Here is a 15,491-nt window from a genome sequence, read left to right on the forward strand (position 1 = left end):
AGGGGCGCTGATTTCGGCGCCGGCGGCAGGAGATCAAGTTCATGAAAACGCACGCACAGGCCGTAGTGATCGGTGGAGGCTTGGCTGGTTGTTCGATTCTGTACCATCTGGCCAAGCTCGGCTGGCGGGACGTTGTCCTGCTTGAGCGGGACGAACTGACGTCAGGTTCGACCTGGCACGCGGCGGCCAACATTCACGGGCTGCACGACAACAACAACATCACCCGGATCCAGCATTATACGATGAACCTGTATAAGGAGCTGGAGCAGGAAACCGGTCAAAGCTGCGGTGTGTTTCAGCCGGGCTCGCTGTATCTGGCGCAGACCGAAGATCGAGAGCACCAACTGCGCCTGCAAGAGGCGAAGGCTCGGTTCTACGGCCTGAATTTCTATGAGGTCAGCCGCGAACAGGCGATGGAGTTGCACCCTCTGGCGCAGTTCGACGATATCCGCTGCATCATGTACGAACCCGACGGCGGCAATGTGGATCCGTCGGGCGTGCCACATGCCTATGCGGCCGGTGCACGTGCCATGGGTGCCACGATCGAGCGTTTTTGCCCTGTGTTAGGCACTGAACAACAGCCCGACGGATCTTGGATCGTGCGCACCGAAAAAGGTGACATTCATACGCAGTGGGTGGTGAACGCCGCCGGTCTCTGGGGTCGCGAAGTGGCGGCCTTGGCCGGTTTGACCTTGCCGCTGCAGCCGACAGAACACCAGTATTTCGTGACCGAATCCATCGACGAGGTCGCCAATCTGGGTCGCCGTTTACCCTCGATCGCGGATCGGGATGGCGAGTACTATTTCCGACAGGAAGGCAACGGGCTGCTGATTGGCGCCTATGAGAAGGACATGAAGTTCTGGGCCGAAGATGGCACGCCGCTGGATTTTGCCCACGATCTGTTCCCCGACGATCTGGACCGGATCATGGAAAACGTGATCCGCGCTACCGAACGTGTGCCGGTTGCTGCCACCGCCGGGGTCAAACGGGTAATCAACGGTCCGATGATCTGGTCGCCCGATTCCAGCGCGCTTTGGGGTCCGGTACCCGAGCTGAAGAACTATTTCCTTTGCGGTGGCCTGATCCCCGGCTTCTCGCAATCGGGTGGTCTTGGTCTGCTGGCGGCGCAATGGATGATTGAGGGCGAGCCGCAATACGACATGTTCGCCTGGGATCTGGCCCGGTTTGGCGACTGGGCGGACAAGAAGTTCACCAAGGCGCGGGTCGAGGATCAGTATACCCACCGTTTCGCCATCCATTTCCCGAACGAAGAACGCAGCGCAGGCCGTCCGGCCCGCGTGCGCCCCGCGTACCAGATGCAAAAGGACATGGGCTGCGTCTTTGGTCTGAACTGCGGCTGGGAACATCCGCTGTGGTTTGCCGATCAGCCGGGTACGGAAGAGACAATCGGCTTTACCCGCCAAAACTGGTGGGACCCGGTGGGTCGCGAGGTAAAGATGCTGCGCGAGAGCGTCGGCGTGATCGACATCTCGAACTTTGCCAACTACGTGATCAAGGGACCGGGTGCGCATGAATGGCTGGACCAGTTGGTTGCCAACCGGGTTCCGACCGTGGTTGGACGTTCTTGCCTGACACCGCTGATCTCGGTGCGCGGTGGCGTAGCTGGCGACTTTACAATCACCAAGGTGGCAGAGGACGAGTACATGATGATCGGCTCCGGCATGGCCGAGCGTTATCATCAGCGGTTTTTCAACATGATCGACCTGCCCGAGGGCACCACGTTCGAGGTGGCAACGGATCGGATCGCGGGCTTCAACATCGCAGGACCCAGATCGCGCGACCTGCTCCAGCGGCTGACCAATGCGGATCTGTCGAACGAAACCTTCCGCTTCATGCGCTCGGCCACGATTGAGGTCGCGGGCGTGACCTGTCTGGCAATCCGCGTCAGCTTTACCGGCGACCTGGGGTGGGAGCTGCACTGCGCCGAAGAAGACCAGATCAGGCTCTATTTTGCGCTTCTTGAGGCGGCGAAGGCGTGCGACGGTGGTCCGGTTGGCGGTCGCGCGCTGGGATCGCTGCGGATCGAGAAGGGCTATGGCTCGTGGGGCCGCGAGTATTCTCAGGAATACTGGCCGCAGGAGGTCGGGCTGGCGGGGCTGATCAAGTTGGACAAGGATTTCCTTCACAAGGAAGCTTATCTGGCTATCAAGGACAACGCCGCGCGCGAGGTCCTGTCGATCTTCGAAGTCGACGTGACGGATGCTGATGCAACGGGGGGCGAGCCGGTCTTCACGCCAGGCGGCACTCCGGTGGGTCGCGTGACCTCGGGTGCCTACGGTTATTCGGTCGGCAAGTCCCTCGCCATCGGTTACGCCAATCCTGCTGTCGCCAAGCCGGGTGATACGGTGGAAATCTTCATCCTCGGTAGGCCTCATAAAGCCAAAATCCTCGCCGAACCGCCCTTTGATCCATTGGGACATCGGTTGCGCGACGTGGAACCCAAAGTCATGGAAACAGCCAAATGACCGGGACATTCGAGCGCGTCGCAGAGTTTGCCCTGAAAAGACCGGCGCATGAGATACCTGAAAGCGCCAAGGAATCCGCCGCCCTGATGATGCTGGACACAATGGGCATCCTGATTGCGTCCGGTCCGATGGAGGCTGGCGTAATCGCCCGGGATACGGCCGCGCTGCTCTATGGCAGCACCGAAGCGGCCTTTAGCACGCCGATGATGTTTGACGGCCGGTCAGTCAGCATGGCGGGCGCAGCTTATGCGGCGGCGACGCAGACCGACAATCTGGATGGGCATGACGGATACAACCCGACCAAAGGACATATCGGTGTTGTTGTGCTGCCCGCGTTGGTTTCACTTGGGGCGCATTGTCCTGAATTGTCCGGGCCCGAAGCTCTGGCTGCGGTTGTAACCGGATACGAAGTTGCGGGGCGCGCGGGTCTTTCGCTGCACGCTTCGGTCAGTGACTATCACACATCCGGCGCATGGAACGCGCTTGGGGTGGCGGCCATGGCGTCCCGGCTGCGCAAACACACAACCGAACAGTTTCGACAAGCTCTGGGGATTGCCGAATATCACGGCCCGCGCAGCCAGATGATGCGTGAAATCGCAAACCCAACGATGCTGCACGACGGATCGGGCTGGGGGGCAATGGTCGGCATCTCCTCTGCGATCCTGGCCGAGCGCGGTTTTACCGGCGCGCCAGCCATCACAATTGAGGCCGACGAGGTTGCGCCGCATTGGGCAGATCTGGGTCAGTTCTGGCAGGTCGAGCACCAGTATGTGAAACCCTATCCGATATGTCGTTGGGCCCATGCGGCTATTGACGGCGTTCGGGCGGTGATGATGGAGCATGACCTAACTCACGACCGGATCCAATCGATGCAGATCAACAGCTTTCACGAGGCTGCTTGCCTGTATGATGGGATGCCGGACACTACATCGCAGGCCCAGTATTCGCTGCCTTTTGCGGTGGCCGTTCAGGCGATCTATGGCCGGATCGGGGTCGAGCATATCTCGGGCGAAGGTCTAGCTGATCCGGTTGTGGCTGATTTGGTGCCGCGCATTAACGTCTCAGAGAGTGATCGGCACAGCATGAGATTTCCGAAAGGACGATGGGCGGATTCCAGTCTGAAATTGACCGATGGGCGTGTGTTAGAGTCTGGTGACATTCACGCGCGCGGTGGGCCCGAGGCGCCAATCAGCAGGGATGAGGTGATTGCCAAGTACACCGAGTTCGCGGCACCAGTCGTTGGCTCGGAACGTGCCGACGCGATCCGAACAGCAATTCTAGGTTGGACAGATCCCGCCTCCAGATTGTCAGACCTGATGCCCTTGGTCTTTGATCCATAGACCCCGAGGGCGACGGCTGTCAGGGTGTTTATATGACCAAGTTAACGCGCAACCAGCAGTTATGGGGCGGGAATCTGAGCGCTCCGGATTGGCGGGTCGGCTTTCCTATTGGCTTACCGCCGCCAGCAACTCAGAAATCCGTCGCCGCGTTTCTGAACTGTCCGCTAGCAAATTGTGCGCATCGGCCAAGGGTTTGTCCGGCACTCGGCCGGGTGCATCGGACAGGTACATCGTCGTTCGGTTTACCGCAGAATATTTTGTGCCCCGATCATCGTCGATCTCTTCGATGCGATCTGCCAGCCAGAAGAACCGATCGGCATCTTCGTCCTCTCCCGCAGCGCGCCAAAGCTCACCCGCGGACGCATAGTCGCCTATAGCCTGCATCGCCTGCCCTCTTAACAGTTGGGCGGTGTCCGACGGATCGTCGGCCAACTCCAGCATCGCTTGATGCGGCCTGGTTTGCAGCAAGGCAGCGCGGGCGCGCAACCGGGCCCTTTCGGCGCGCCGCGTTTTGTCTTGCGGCCGACCGGCAAGGTCCAGTGCAGCCTCTGCAAAGCCAAGCGTGACAAACCTCTCGGCCAATTTCACTGCGGTTTCGGTCGTCAGGTCCTGCCTTTGGCTGGTCGAAAAGGTCAAAGCCCGGCGCAGGAATGTCTCGTCGTCGGCACGTTCGGTCAGGATCTGAGCGACCCGGTTCAATGTTTCAATGCTCTCAACCTCTGACGGGTGGGGCACCAATAGATCCACCGCTTCGTCGAACTCATGGCTCAGGCTTAAGGCGACGATTTGCGTGCGCCACATGAGCGGCCCAAGGTCTGACCGGCGAAACTCCACTACGTACGCCGCCGCAAGATCAAGCTCCTGTGGGGATATCGACCCACGCTCTGACCATCGCTTGTCTACAAGACGCGCAAGAGCAAGTGGTGCCTCCATATCAGCATCAGAGGAGTTGATGACTTCGTTCAGCAGAGATTCGACCCTGGGACCATCGCCTTCAGCCGCCGCGACCTTGGCCTTGGCCTGCGACGTGTCGGTACTGACCACAGATTCGATCCGGTCGACTGCGCGCAAAACGCGTCGCGCGGCTTCCAGTTTGCCTGCATCCGTCAGAATTTCGGCCAGTGTTGGTCCGACGTGACGCCGTAGATGGTCTGGCAAACGTGCGAAGGACTGCTCGATCGACCGCAACTGAGCATTTTTTTGCAAAACCCCTTCGATCAAAAGTGCCCATAGCGCCGCGTCACTTTCGCAACGTTGAAGGCTGGTGAAGGGGTTTGACACCGTGAGCTTACGGCCATCCAGAAAGCGTGCGATTGCTGCAACCCGATCTGCCTCCGGTGGTTTCTGCCCAAGTAGGTCCAGCGCCTGAAGGGCTTCGGCACCGAATCCGGAATGGGCATAAAGACGAGCCAGTTCCAGCGCCTTTTCTTTGTCTATGCGGTCGAACTCTTGAAACAAATCGCCCCGAAGTGAGGCCACTTGTTCCGGAAAAGAGCCACCTCCGGACCATCGGTCAAATCCAAGCTCAGCGTTGGAAATGCAAGGAGGGCGTTTTTCAAGTTGCGGCAGCGACGGCCCGAGAAGGTCGTTCAACCCGTCCAGCACTGATGTTACATGGATGTTTGTGTTCAAGCCTGGCGGGATGGATGGCCCGTCTTCCGGAACCGACATTCTTGGCCCTACGGGTGCGAGGTTCAGATCAACAAGTTCCCGGTCGGCCCCGCGCAGCAGCAGAGTCGAAAGTTGATCTTCGAAGCGCTGCGCGGTGAGGCTCAGCAACGGCAACTCCAGCCCCTGCAGCTCCTGCACCTCTGCCAGCGGGCTTTTCTCTTTAGGCGCTTTAGGCAAAACAGGCGGAGCGATTTCGGCGCGGATTGGGGGGAGTGCTTTTCCCGGTGCAATATCCACGACGATCATCGTGTTCTTAAACAGAAAAGCCGACGCAACACAGTCGCAGCCGAACTGCATCTCAAGGGCGCCACCCGGCTCTGACTGCGAAACTGCGGCAAGGCGGTTTTGTGTGAGGCGACGAAAAACAGAACCCGTATTGAATGTCACTTTGTCCAGTTCGACATTCAAGTGCGCGCCGTTTTCGGACTGTACCAGAACCCAGCCGGTACCGGGCGGAACCTGAGCGACCAGGCGCGTGTAACCGTCATGTTCACCCGACCGCACTGGAATATCCTGGGCCTGTGCCGCGGCCGCGCTCAGCACGAACGCAATGAAAATGGTTCGGATCATGCCGCTGCCTGCTTGAGTTCCTTCAACGCGTCTTCAAGCTCGGAAAATCCCGGTCGGTTGTGTGTCGGTGTGTTCTGACGGCCGACTTCAATACACATGGCCGCGTTGTGATTGTGCAGGTTGGCAACCAGAACCTCTTTGATCAGCTGGTAAAAATGGTTGTCCTCTTCCACCACGGCTTTCAGCTTGCCAGCGAAGGGGCCAACCAGACCATAGGCCAGAAACACGCCCAGAAAGGTGCCGACCAGAGCGCCACCGATCAGTTTGCCCAAAACTTCGGGCGGTTGATCAATAGATCCCATCGTTTTGATAACACCCAGAACTGCGGCCACGATCCCCAGCGCGGGCAGACCATCGGCCACCGTTTGCAAAGCGTGGCTGGAATGCATGGCGTGATGAAAGTTCGCCTCCATCCGCTTTTCCAGCACCTCTTCTACCTGATGTGGATCGTCGTAGTTCATGGTTGCCGATCGCATCGTGTCGCAGATCAGGTCGACGGCTTCCTTATCCGCCTGAATTTTCGGATAAGCAGAGAACAGAGACGAATTTTCCGGGTCTTCGATATGCTGTTCCACCTCGACCGGGCTTGCCTTGGCAATGCGGATCAGCGAAAACAGAAGACATAGCAGATCGCGGTAATCCTCGGGCTTCCATTTGGGGCCCTTGAACACTTTGCCCATATCTTTGATCGTGTGTTTGACGGCGCTCATGTCGTTGCTGATCATAAATGCGCCGACGGCGGCGCCGCCAATCATCATCATTTCGAACGGGAGCGATTTCAAAATGATCGCCATCTTTCCGCCCGCAGCAAGATAGCCGCCGAACACCATTGCAAAAATCACGACGATTCCAATTATTCCGATCATGGGCGATCTCCGGCAAAGTCCGATGCGAGGGTGAAAATCATGAGCGTTATTCCTGTGGGGCTGCGGCGTTGCGGCCGGCCATGATCACGCTGATCGTATAGGCTGCTTCAGGGCTGAGACCGGCCAGAACGCCTGCGGCGGCATCAGGCGGCATTCGCGACAGAAATCCAGCTGCAAAACCGGGATCCATCGTTTCGAACAAGGCTGCTGCGTCTTTGGGTTTCATGCTTTGGTACACATCCGTCAGACGCGTCAGGTCGGTCTCGGCTGCCTTTTCTGCAAACGCCAGTGTTTCGCGTAGCGAGTCCTCGGCCTCCTGCAAGGCGGCCAGGCGGGTCCCGATCGCCTGATCCGCGATACTCAACGCTTTTTCCTTGTCCACCACGGCGGCTTCCCGCTGCTTCAGAGCCTCTTCTCGGCGCAGCAATTCTGTCAACAGCACTTGCGCGCCGGGTCGTTGCGGTTGGCTTTGTCCGGATTCCGGAGGGAGGGGGTCGCCGCTCTTGGCCAGTGCGGGCCCGGCCTCAAACCCCAATCTGATCGCGGCAGAACCGATCATCAGCATGGATATCACCGCAAGAACGCCGCCCTTGGGTCGCTTGTCTGCGCGCTTCCTGGTCATGTCGGGGCCTCGCTGCGATTGTGGCGCAGGAACATCAGACCACCGGGTCGTTTTGGCTGAGCCTTCACCGAGGGTTCTTCATCCGCCTTGGGCTCGGCGTGTGCTTCAACTTCATCTTCAGAAACCTCTTCGACGGATTCTGGTTCCGAAACAGAAGATTCGGCAGGTGCATCTTCGTCCGGCACAACGTCATGCATTGAGGCCATCATCAGTTCCAACCGCTGGGCAACCGTTTCGGCGCGTGCGGTCAGTTCTTTCAGGGCCACTCCTGATTGATCCGAGGCGTCCCGAGCGGAATCCAGCGATCTTTTCAGCTCATCGGCCTGCGATGACAAAACAGCCACTGCGCCACCGACGCCTTTTTCAAGGTCGGTAAAACGTTTCAACCGCCGGGACAGAACGAAACAATAAAGACCCGCACCCAGCGCGCCGGCTACCAGCAAAATATCTGCAATCAGCTCCAACTTCGCCTCCTAGTTCAGTACGAATTCCATGACCAGAACGTCGCGCACGCGACCTTCACCGACGACGATTTCAATGCGCCGCAAAAGGTGACCGCGGATGCGCATAAGCGCGAGCGAATCCTCAAGATCCGCCACCTCGATCGCGCGCAGATATCCATTCATCACGTCCATGATTCGCGGTTTCATCTTTTCCACGTCCGCGATGTACGGGGCGTTCACCTCGAGCTGGGCGTGAAATTTCAGATGCCGCGAATCGCTGGTGTTTACCGCGACAATGACCGGGGCAAGATCTACAAAACCCACCTTTGGCAACGCCTTGGCGGGCTTGTCTTCGCCCGTTTCCTGTGACTCTTGCGCCGCGGGTGTTCCGCCAATTGGCAACAGCCCTGACACTGTCAGGAAATACCCGCCCACGGCCCCGGCAGCCGCCAGAATCATCCCGATTATCAATCCCTTTTTCCCAGATTTTTCTGAGACTTCTGCCTGTTCTGCAGTCGCGTCGGTCATGACGTCCTCATTCATGCATTTCGCAGCCGTCATAACCCGGCAGGGACTAACCGATTGTTAAGGGCAATCGTTCAAACAGGGGCTGCGCCGGGCAGAATGTCGGCGAGTCGGAGGTGAGCGTGCAGCAGATCGGAACTGTCTGGGCAAGTTTGGACAGGCGTAAACAAATCATCGTCGCCGGTGCAGTTGTGCTGGTGTTTTTGGGAGTCCTTGCGATGTCGCGGCTGGTGACGGCGCCGTCGATGACCCTGCTCTATGCCGGGCTCGAGAGCGGTGCTGCAGGAGATATCGTCCGCTCATTGGACCAGCGCGGTGTGCAGTATGAGATTCGCGGCGGATCTATCTATGTTCCTGGTGCGCAGCGGGATGAGCTGCGCATGACGCTGGCCAGCGAAGGTCTGCCTGCGAACGGAAACCGAGGGTATGAGTTGCTGGATTCGCTCAGCGGATTTGGCACCACATCCCAGATGTTTGAAGCTGCTTATTGGCGCGCCAAAGAAGGTGAGTTGGCCCGAACCATTGTTGGCAGCCCGCATATCAGCCAGGCGCGCGTTCATATCGCCAACGGATCATCGAATCCATTTCAGCGCAGCGTCGCACCAACAGCTTCTGTTTACTTGGTCGCTTCGGGCGCTGACATCACCTCGGATCAGGCAAAGGCAATTCGGTTCCTGGTGTCTTCGGCAGTCAGTGGTCTGGCCCCTGAGAATGTCGCGGTCATCGATTCCAACGGTGCGGTGATCGGCAAGCAGGATAACCCTGTGGCAGCCGATACAGCAGATGATAAATCTCGTCAGTTGAGGGAGCGGGTTCTGCGCCTCGTCGAGGCCCGAGTCGGAGCCGGAAACGCAGTGGTCGAAGTCAGCGTCGACACTGTGACCAAGACCGAATCCATCCGCGAGCGGCGATTTGACCCCAATGGCCGTGTCGCCATCAGTACCGACGTCGAGGAGCGGTCAGACAGCGCCCGTAACCAGTCTGCGGACGTCACCGTGGCGTCAAACCTGCCGGACGGAGATGGTGCAGGCGGGGACGAATCCAATTCAAACGCCACCCAAACACGCGAGCGTATCAACTACGAGGTCTCGGAAACCGAGCTGGAGGTCCATAACGGCCCCGGCGCAATCAAGCGCTTGACCGTGGCAGTGCTGGTGAACGGAACCCGGTCTGTGACCACAGAGGGCGCTGAAACATTCACACCGATGCCGCAGGCGGAGCTTGATGCCTTGCAGGAGCTTGTGGCCTCGGCCGTGGGGTTCAATGCGGAACGCGGCGATGTGATAACGCTGAAGTCGCTGGACATGCCAGTTGTCGAACCGCAGGGCACATTGGCGACCGCTTCGCTGTGGCAAAAGATACATTTCGACGCGATGTCAATGATCCAGATGGCTGTACTGGCGCTTGTGTCCCTGGTGCTCGGCCTGTTTGTCATTCGCCCGATCCTAACCCAGCCCGCCACGGCACAGGCCTTGTTGCCCGCGGGTGGGTCGCCTGAGCCCGAATCTTACCTGACCGGGGAAATTGCAACCGAAGAAGGCGGGCAGTTCACGACACTACCGGGGCAAGTACCCTCCGGGAATGTTCCGGCGCTGGCTTCCCAAGCCGGTGCAGATCCAGTCGATCGGCTGAGGGCGATGATTGGCGACAAGCAGGAAGAAACGGTCGAAATCCTTCGCAGCTGGCTGGAAGAAGGTGAGGAGCGTGCGTGATGTCGATAGCCCATCTTCTTGAGGATTTCACCTTGCAGGCTGGCGGCACCAAACTGCACGTTCTGGACGAAGACGCGCTGGAGGAACAGAGGTTGGCCGCCTTTGAACAAGGCTATAGCGCAGGTTGGGAGGATGCCGTGCAGGCGCAGGCGCAAAGCCGGAGTCAGATAGCGGCGGAACTGGCCAAATCTCTTGAAGACATGTCTTTCACATATCATGAGGCGGTCAGCAGTATGGCCCAGTCGCTGGAGCCTATGTTTCAGAGCCTAACAAAGGCAGTTTTGCCCGAAACGTTGGATCGAGGGTTTGCGGTTCGTCTGGTCGAACAGCTCACCGACATGGCTCGCACGCAGATCGGTCAGCCCATGCAGATTTTTGTGCCCATCGGTCGCGTGGATGAGGTGGAAAACCTGATCCCGAATGAATTGTCATCCCCTGCGCAAGTGATTGAAGATTCGACGCTGGAGCCGGGGCAGGCGCGGTTGAAAGTCGGAATTTCCCAGCGAGAGGTCGATTGCGAAGCTTTGCTTGCTGCGATCGACGGTGCCTTTCAGGCGTATGTTTTTCAGGCAAAAGAGGCAGTGAACAATGAATGACCCGCGGACACCAAAACCGGAAAAACCCAACCCGTTCGAGTCCGTTCCAATCGAAGTCACCGTATCGGTCGGTCGGGCGCGCCCTCTGATCCGGGATTTGCTGAACATGGGCGAAAACGCGGTGTTGACCCTGGACAAACGCATCGAGGATCCGGTCGACCTGTATGTCGGAGACCAACTGGTCGCCCGGGGTCTGCTGGAAGAGATGGAAGGAGATCAGGCCGGGCAGTTGGCCGTGCGACTGACGGAAATCGCGGATTTGCAAAACGGAATCGGTTGATGCTCCGACTTCTATTGTTGGCTGTCGCGCTGGCTACCCTGACTCCGTCTCTGGCAGCGGCACAGGAGCTGTCCGTATCGCTTGGCGAGGGTGAGTCTATTTCGGCCCGGACGATCCAGCTGATCCTGTTGATCACGGTGCTCAGCCTCGCGCCCGGTTTGGCGATCATGATCACCTGTTTCCCGTTCCTGATTACCGTTCTGGCGATTTTACGGCAGGGTATCGGGTTGCAGCAATCTCCACCCAACATGCTGATTGTCAGCCTGGCCCTGTTCCTGACGTACTTCATCATGGAGCCGGTTTTCATCGAGGCCTGGACGACCGGTATCCGGCCGATGGTTGACGAAACGATGGATGTTGAACCGGCGCTGGAACGCGCTGTGCATCCGTTCCGCGCCTTCATGGCCGCGCGGCTGGACCCCGATACCTTTCATGCCATGGCCGCCCTGCGACCCGGCGGCGACGCTATCGCGTTGTCCTCCGAGGCACCGCTGTCTGTTCTGATGCCGTCCTTCATGCTGTCTGAAATAGCGCGTGCTTTTCAGATCGGGTTTCTGGTCTTTCTACCGTTCCTGATCATCGACCTTGTGGTGGCGGCCGTGCTGATGTCGATGGGAATGATGATGGTGCCGCCTGCCACGGTGTCGTTACCGTTCAAGTTGGCATTTTTTGTCATTGCTGACGGTTGGTCCCTGATCGCCAGCGCCTTGGTGCGAAGCTATGCGACATAGGCCGTTATTGACGGGCGATTTGCAGGCGGGCGCGCAGTCCGCGATCCCCGGCCTCGAAGCTCATGGCGCCGCCATGTTGTTCAGCGACCGTGGCGGCAATTGTCAAACCCAAACCATACCCGTCGGATGAACCGGTATTTGATCCGCGCCGAAACGGAGCCATCAGGTTTTCGATATCCGATACGGACAGATCGGTGCCCTTGTCCTCGACCGTGATCGTGGCGGTCGTCGCATCGGTTTCCAACTGTACGTCAGCGTGTCGTCCGTATTTCAACGCGTTGTCAATCAGGTTGGTCAACGCGCGTTTCAGTGAGATCGGCCGCGCCATGACCAGAATGCGCCGCGTTTCCGGCAACTGACCGTGGCCGCGCCGTGACATGAAAACGGATGTTGCCCCCTCAACTGCAACCGGCTCGATCTTTTTCAGCGTCACTGGCAGGTCCATGTCCTGATAATCGGCCACCAGAGCTTCTACCAATGACGTCAGGGAAATCTGGCGAGGCTCCTCAACATCAAGTTCGGACCGCGTATAGGTCAGCACGCTTTCGATCATGCCTGTCATTTGATCCACATCAGCTTCAAGCTTTTCGCGAAGCTCATCGTCGGCGATCAGGGCGGCACGCAGGCGTACTCGGGTGGCGGGAGTGCCCAAATCGTGGCTGACGCCGGACAGAACTGTCGCACGCTTTTCCAGCTGAGCGCGTTCGGCCTCAAGATGCGCATTCACTGCGGATACGATGTCGCGTAGCTCATCCGGGCCGTCTGCTTCGTAGCTTTCCGGCCCGCCGAGGCGCTGGCGTTCGCGCAGGGCGTGGGCAAAGCGGGTAAACGTATCCGACACATTGCTAACCGAAGACAGGATGATCGCAAGCGCGACGATCCCAAATAGAATGCCGGGCAGGCGCAAATCCATGGGGGCCGCTTGGCAGCCCCAGATTTGGGTTCCGTCAACCTGATACCAGGACTCGCGCCCAAACTTCGCAATCAGGATCGGTTCGCTGCAGTATGTTGCCAGCAACCGGGTCAGGTTGCCCATCTTCTCGGGCCCGGTCTGATCGATACCCGATACGATGTCCGACACCGGGTAAACCAGCCGGTCAGACAGGATTGCAACGGTCAGTTCACGCCCGCTGAGCGGCGCGGAACTGTCCGTCAGGATCGAAAGGTTGGTGACAAATCGACGGCCCGAGAATCCGGGCAATCGCTGGAACTCGCCATTTTCGGCCAGCGCAGCATCTAGCGGCGACAAGGGAGTGATCGACAGCCCTTCGGAGGGGGCCATGCCTGTCCGCAACTCTTCATAGACCGTGAAACCGGAAACAAAGGACTGCAGCAGATACTCGTTCCAGGCGCGGGCAGACGCAAACCACAACCCGGCGGACGTGAGGCCTGTGGCAAAAGCCGAGAGGGTCCACAGCCACCCCAGATTGCGCAGGCGCAGCGTCATTCTTCGACCGAGATATCGGCGGCAAAAATGTAGCCGACCCCGCGTTCCGTGCGCAGCATCTGCGGATCTTTAGGGTTGGTTTCGATTTTGGAGCGCAGGCGGCCCACCAGCATATCGATGGCACGGCCCTGGGCCTCGGGTTTGTCGCTGTCTCCTGTGACATCCAGTGCCGCAACGATTTCATCGCGTGTCAGGGGGATATGCGGGTTGGCCAGCAGAACCTTGAGCAGCGCGGTTTCCCTTTGCGACAGGGACACCAGATACCCTTCGGGCGAATGCAGATCATCCCGTTTGCCATCAAAAACCCAGCCGTTGAACCGGAAGGTGCGTGTGCGGCGCCGATAGGCCAGCGAGGACGACCGACGGGCGCGTTGCATTACCGCGCGGATGCGGGCCAGCATTAGTTGGGGGTTGAATGGCTTGGCAATGTAGTCGTCCGCGCCTACCTCATAGCCTGCCATGCGCTGATGGTCGGCAGACAGGGCCGAGACCAGAATGATCGGCACATCCTGTTCGCGCCGCAGCCGGGCACAGATATCGATGCCGTTTTCATCCCCAAGCATGACATCCAGCAGGATCAGGTCGATCCGGCCATTGGACAGATGTGCGCGGATTTCCTTTTCAGAACTGGCGGGCAGAGCGATAAAGCCGTTCTTTTGTAATAACTGTGTCATCATCGACCGCATGTCCGGGTCGTCATCCACCACCAGAAGCCGCGGAATGCTCACTCTGTCTGTCCTCCCAATTCTCTCGTCCCGTTACTGTCCATTGTAACGAACGGAAACAGATTCAATGTCAACGTAACACGCTGTAACAGAAGTGGTGAAAATTTGGGCGGTATCCGCGTCTTAACGCGATTTCTACGTTGTCAGAAGGGCATTTGATCTCGGTAATAGCGCCATCGCTGCTTTGGCAGTCACTGAGTTCTCAGGGAGGAGACAAGAAATGAAGCGTTTTGCATTTGCCACCGTTTCGACTCTGGCCGTTGTGGCCGGGTCGTCCGTTGTGGCGGAACCGCAGGCTGAGGTTCTGCATTGGTGGACATCGGGCGGTGAGGCCAAGTCGGTCGCCGTTCTGCAGGAAGAGTTCGCCTCGAATGGCGGTACCTGGACCGACATGCCCGTTGCGGGTGGCGGCGGTGATGCGGCTATGACCGCACTGCGTGCCCGCGTTCTGGCCGGTAACGCGCCGACCGCCGTTCAGCTGAAAGGCCCCGCCATTCAGGAATGGTACGAAGAAGGCGTTCTGGCCGATATCTCGAATGTGGCCGAGGCCGAAGGCTGGGCGGATGTCCTGCCCGCATCGATCGCCGGTCACATGATGTGCGAAGGCACGTGGTGTGCCGCACCTGTAAACGTGCACCGCATCGACTGGATCTGGGCGAATGCCGATGTTCTGGCAGCAAACGGTATCGAAATGCCCGCCACTTGGGAAGAATTCAATGCAGCAGCTGAAAAACTGCAAGCTGCTGGTGTGATCCCTCTGGCCCACGGTGGTCAGGCCTGGCAGGACGCAACGGTGTTCGAAGCGGTTGTCATGGGCATTGGCGGGCCAGAGTTTTACCAGAAAGCACTGGTCGATCTGGACCCCGAGGCGCTGACATCGGATACAATGGTACAGGTCTTTGACCAGATGCGTACCATGCGCGGATATGTCGATGAGAACTTCTCGGGCCGCGACTGGAACCTGGCCACTGCCATGGTGATGAACGGCGAAGCGGCATTCCAGATCATGGGCGACTGGGCCAAAGGTGAATTCCTGGCAGCTGGCAAAAAGCCCGGCGAAGATTTCCTGTGCGCCTCGACCCCCGGCGACGGATATCTGTACAACGTTGACAGTTTTGCAATGTTCGAAGTCGAAGGTGACGACAACCGCGCCGGTCAGGAATTGCTGGCCAAGCTGATCGTCGCACCGAACTTCCAGGAAGTGTTCAACCTGAACAAGGGCTCGATCCCTGCGCGGACTGACGTCGCACTGGATGCTTTTGACATCTGCGCCAAAATCTCGGCCGAAGACATGGGCACGACCTCGGCTGGCGGTTCGCTGCTGCCGTCGTACGCTCATGGTATGGCGCTGCGCGGGTCGCAGGCCGGTGCGATCACCGACGTTGTGACCGCGCATTTCAACTCGGATATGTCCTCGGCTGACGCGGTTCAGCAACTGGCGGACGCAGTGGCAAACAGCTACTGATCCAATACGCTC

General features: G+C 58.7%; 14 protein-coding genes. 7 read left to right on the forward strand and 7 right to left on the reverse strand.

Annotation, left to right across the window (positions count from 1 at the left end; translation table 11 throughout):
• The first annotated feature begins 41 nt into the window (after positions 1-41).
• Both ACR0AA_RS12000 and ACR0AA_RS12005 read left to right on the forward strand, forming a co-directional pair.
• Positions 42-2,486: a GcvT family protein gene (locus tag ACR0AA_RS12000; protein ID WP_480756135.1), complete on the forward strand. Its 2,445-nt coding sequence runs from the start codon at positions 42-44 to the stop codon at positions 2,484-2,486.
• The gene (locus ACR0AA_RS12005; RefSeq protein WP_480756136.1) at positions 2,483-3,826 is read left to right on the forward strand and encodes an MmgE/PrpD family protein; all 1,344 of its coding nucleotides are present in this window, start codon (positions 2,483-2,485) and stop codon (positions 3,824-3,826) included. Before ACR0AA_RS12000 ends, ACR0AA_RS12005 begins: the two co-directional genes overlap by 4 nt.
• Before the next feature lie 105 nt (positions 3,827-3,931).
• On the opposite strand, the gene ACR0AA_RS12010 is transcribed toward ACR0AA_RS12005, so the two are convergent.
• Genes ACR0AA_RS12010 through ACR0AA_RS12030 form a run of 5 tightly spaced genes read right to left on the reverse strand, consistent with a single transcriptional unit; the run spans position 3,932 to position 8,526 of the window.
• Complete coding sequence (locus tag ACR0AA_RS12010) at positions 3,932-6,067, reverse strand: hypothetical protein (RefSeq protein WP_480664954.1); 2,136 nt, start codon at positions 6,065-6,067, stop codon at positions 3,932-3,934.
• Positions 6,064-6,933, reverse strand: a complete 870-nt coding sequence (gene motA, locus ACR0AA_RS12015) for a flagellar motor stator protein MotA (protein WP_480664955.1) — start codon at positions 6,931-6,933, stop codon at positions 6,064-6,066. Before motA ends, ACR0AA_RS12010 begins: the two co-directional genes overlap by 4 nt.
• Positions 6,934-6,979: 46 nt before the next feature.
• A complete protein-coding gene (locus tag ACR0AA_RS12020) occupies positions 6,980-7,555 on the reverse strand; it encodes a MotE family protein (protein WP_480664956.1) in 576 nt (191 codons plus the stop codon).
• Positions 7,552-8,019 carry a hypothetical protein gene (locus ACR0AA_RS12025; RefSeq protein ID WP_480664957.1) on the reverse strand — a complete coding sequence of 156 codons (468 nt, stop codon included), beginning with the start codon at positions 8,017-8,019 and terminating at the stop codon, positions 7,552-7,554. Before ACR0AA_RS12025 ends, ACR0AA_RS12020 begins: the two co-directional genes overlap by 4 nt.
• Positions 8,020-8,028: 9 nt before the next feature.
• The gene (locus tag ACR0AA_RS12030; protein WP_480756137.1) at positions 8,029-8,526 is read right to left on the reverse strand and encodes a flagellar basal body-associated FliL family protein; all 498 of its coding nucleotides are present in this window, start codon (positions 8,524-8,526) and stop codon (positions 8,029-8,031) included.
• A 119-nt stretch (positions 8,527-8,645) separates the two neighbouring features.
• Between ACR0AA_RS12030 and fliF the strand changes: the two genes are divergently transcribed.
• Genes fliF through fliP form a run of 4 tightly spaced genes read left to right on the forward strand, consistent with a single transcriptional unit; the run spans position 8,646 to position 11,842 of the window.
• Positions 8,646-10,235, forward strand: a complete 1,590-nt coding sequence (gene fliF / locus ACR0AA_RS12035) for a flagellar basal-body MS-ring/collar protein FliF (RefSeq protein WP_480756138.1) — start codon at positions 8,646-8,648, stop codon at positions 10,233-10,235.
• Positions 10,235-10,831: a FliH/SctL family protein gene (locus ACR0AA_RS12040; protein ID WP_480756139.1), complete on the forward strand. Its 597-nt coding sequence runs from the start codon at positions 10,235-10,237 to the stop codon at positions 10,829-10,831. Before fliF ends, ACR0AA_RS12040 begins: the two co-directional genes overlap by 1 nt.
• Positions 10,824-11,111 carry a FliM/FliN family flagellar motor switch protein gene (locus ACR0AA_RS12045; RefSeq protein WP_480756140.1) on the forward strand — a complete coding sequence of 96 codons (288 nt, stop codon included), beginning with the start codon at positions 10,824-10,826 and terminating at the stop codon, positions 11,109-11,111. Before ACR0AA_RS12040 ends, ACR0AA_RS12045 begins: the two co-directional genes overlap by 8 nt.
• A complete protein-coding gene (gene fliP, locus ACR0AA_RS12050) occupies positions 11,111-11,842 on the forward strand; it encodes a flagellar type III secretion system pore protein FliP (protein ID WP_480756141.1) in 732 nt (243 codons plus the stop codon). Before ACR0AA_RS12045 ends, fliP begins: the two co-directional genes overlap by 1 nt.
• 4 nt (positions 11,843-11,846) lie before the next feature.
• On the opposite strand, the gene ACR0AA_RS12055 is transcribed toward fliP, so the two are convergent.
• Positions 11,847-13,289, reverse strand: a complete 1,443-nt coding sequence (locus ACR0AA_RS12055) for a sensor histidine kinase (RefSeq protein WP_480664963.1) — start codon at positions 13,287-13,289, stop codon at positions 11,847-11,849.
• Entirely contained in the window at positions 13,286-14,017 is a 732-nt protein-coding gene (locus ACR0AA_RS12060; RefSeq protein ID WP_480664964.1) for a response regulator transcription factor, read from the reverse strand. Before ACR0AA_RS12060 ends, ACR0AA_RS12055 begins: the two co-directional genes overlap by 4 nt.
• Before the next feature lie 217 nt (positions 14,018-14,234).
• Here ACR0AA_RS12060 and ACR0AA_RS12065 point away from each other — a divergent pair, with 217 nt between their 5' ends.
• A complete protein-coding gene (locus tag ACR0AA_RS12065) occupies positions 14,235-15,479 on the forward strand; it encodes an ABC transporter substrate-binding protein (RefSeq protein ID WP_480664965.1) in 1,245 nt (414 codons plus the stop codon).
• The last annotated feature ends 12 nt before the right edge of the window (positions 15,480-15,491 follow it).

The sequence above is a fragment of the Ruegeria sp. CE8 genome (genome assembly GCF_056537465.1).

What these genes read in the sequence shown, in the direction of transcription:
- ACR0AA_RS12030 (WP_480756137.1), bottom strand. Translation starts at nt 8,526, where the DNA reads ATGACCGACGCGACTGCAGAACAGGCAGAAGTCTCAGAAAAATCTGGG.
- ACR0AA_RS12000 (WP_480756135.1), top strand. Translation starts at nt 42, where the DNA reads ATGAAAACGCACGCACAGGCCGTAGTGATCGGTGGAGGCTTGGCTGGT.
- fliP (WP_480756141.1), top strand. Translation starts at nt 11,111, where the DNA reads ATGCTCCGACTTCTATTGTTGGCTGTCGCGCTGGCTACCCTGACTCCG.
- ACR0AA_RS12005 (WP_480756136.1), top strand. Translation starts at nt 2,483, where the DNA reads ATGACCGGGACATTCGAGCGCGTCGCAGAGTTTGCCCTGAAAAGACCG.
- ACR0AA_RS12010 (WP_480664954.1), bottom strand. Translation starts at nt 6,067, where the DNA reads ATGATCCGAACCATTTTCATTGCGTTCGTGCTGAGCGCGGCCGCGGCA.
- ACR0AA_RS12065 (WP_480664965.1), top strand. Translation starts at nt 14,235, where the DNA reads ATGAAGCGTTTTGCATTTGCCACCGTTTCGACTCTGGCCGTTGTGGCC.
- ACR0AA_RS12045 (WP_480756140.1), top strand. Translation starts at nt 10,824, where the DNA reads ATGAATGACCCGCGGACACCAAAACCGGAAAAACCCAACCCGTTCGAG.
- ACR0AA_RS12040 (WP_480756139.1), top strand. Translation starts at nt 10,235, where the DNA reads ATGTCGATAGCCCATCTTCTTGAGGATTTCACCTTGCAGGCTGGCGGC.
- ACR0AA_RS12055 (WP_480664963.1), bottom strand. Translation starts at nt 13,289, where the DNA reads ATGACGCTGCGCCTGCGCAATCTGGGGTGGCTGTGGACCCTCTCGGCT.
- ACR0AA_RS12020 (WP_480664956.1), bottom strand. Translation starts at nt 7,555, where the DNA reads ATGACCAGGAAGCGCGCAGACAAGCGACCCAAGGGCGGCGTTCTTGCG.
- motA (WP_480664955.1), bottom strand. Translation starts at nt 6,933, where the DNA reads ATGATCGGAATAATTGGAATCGTCGTGATTTTTGCAATGGTGTTCGGC.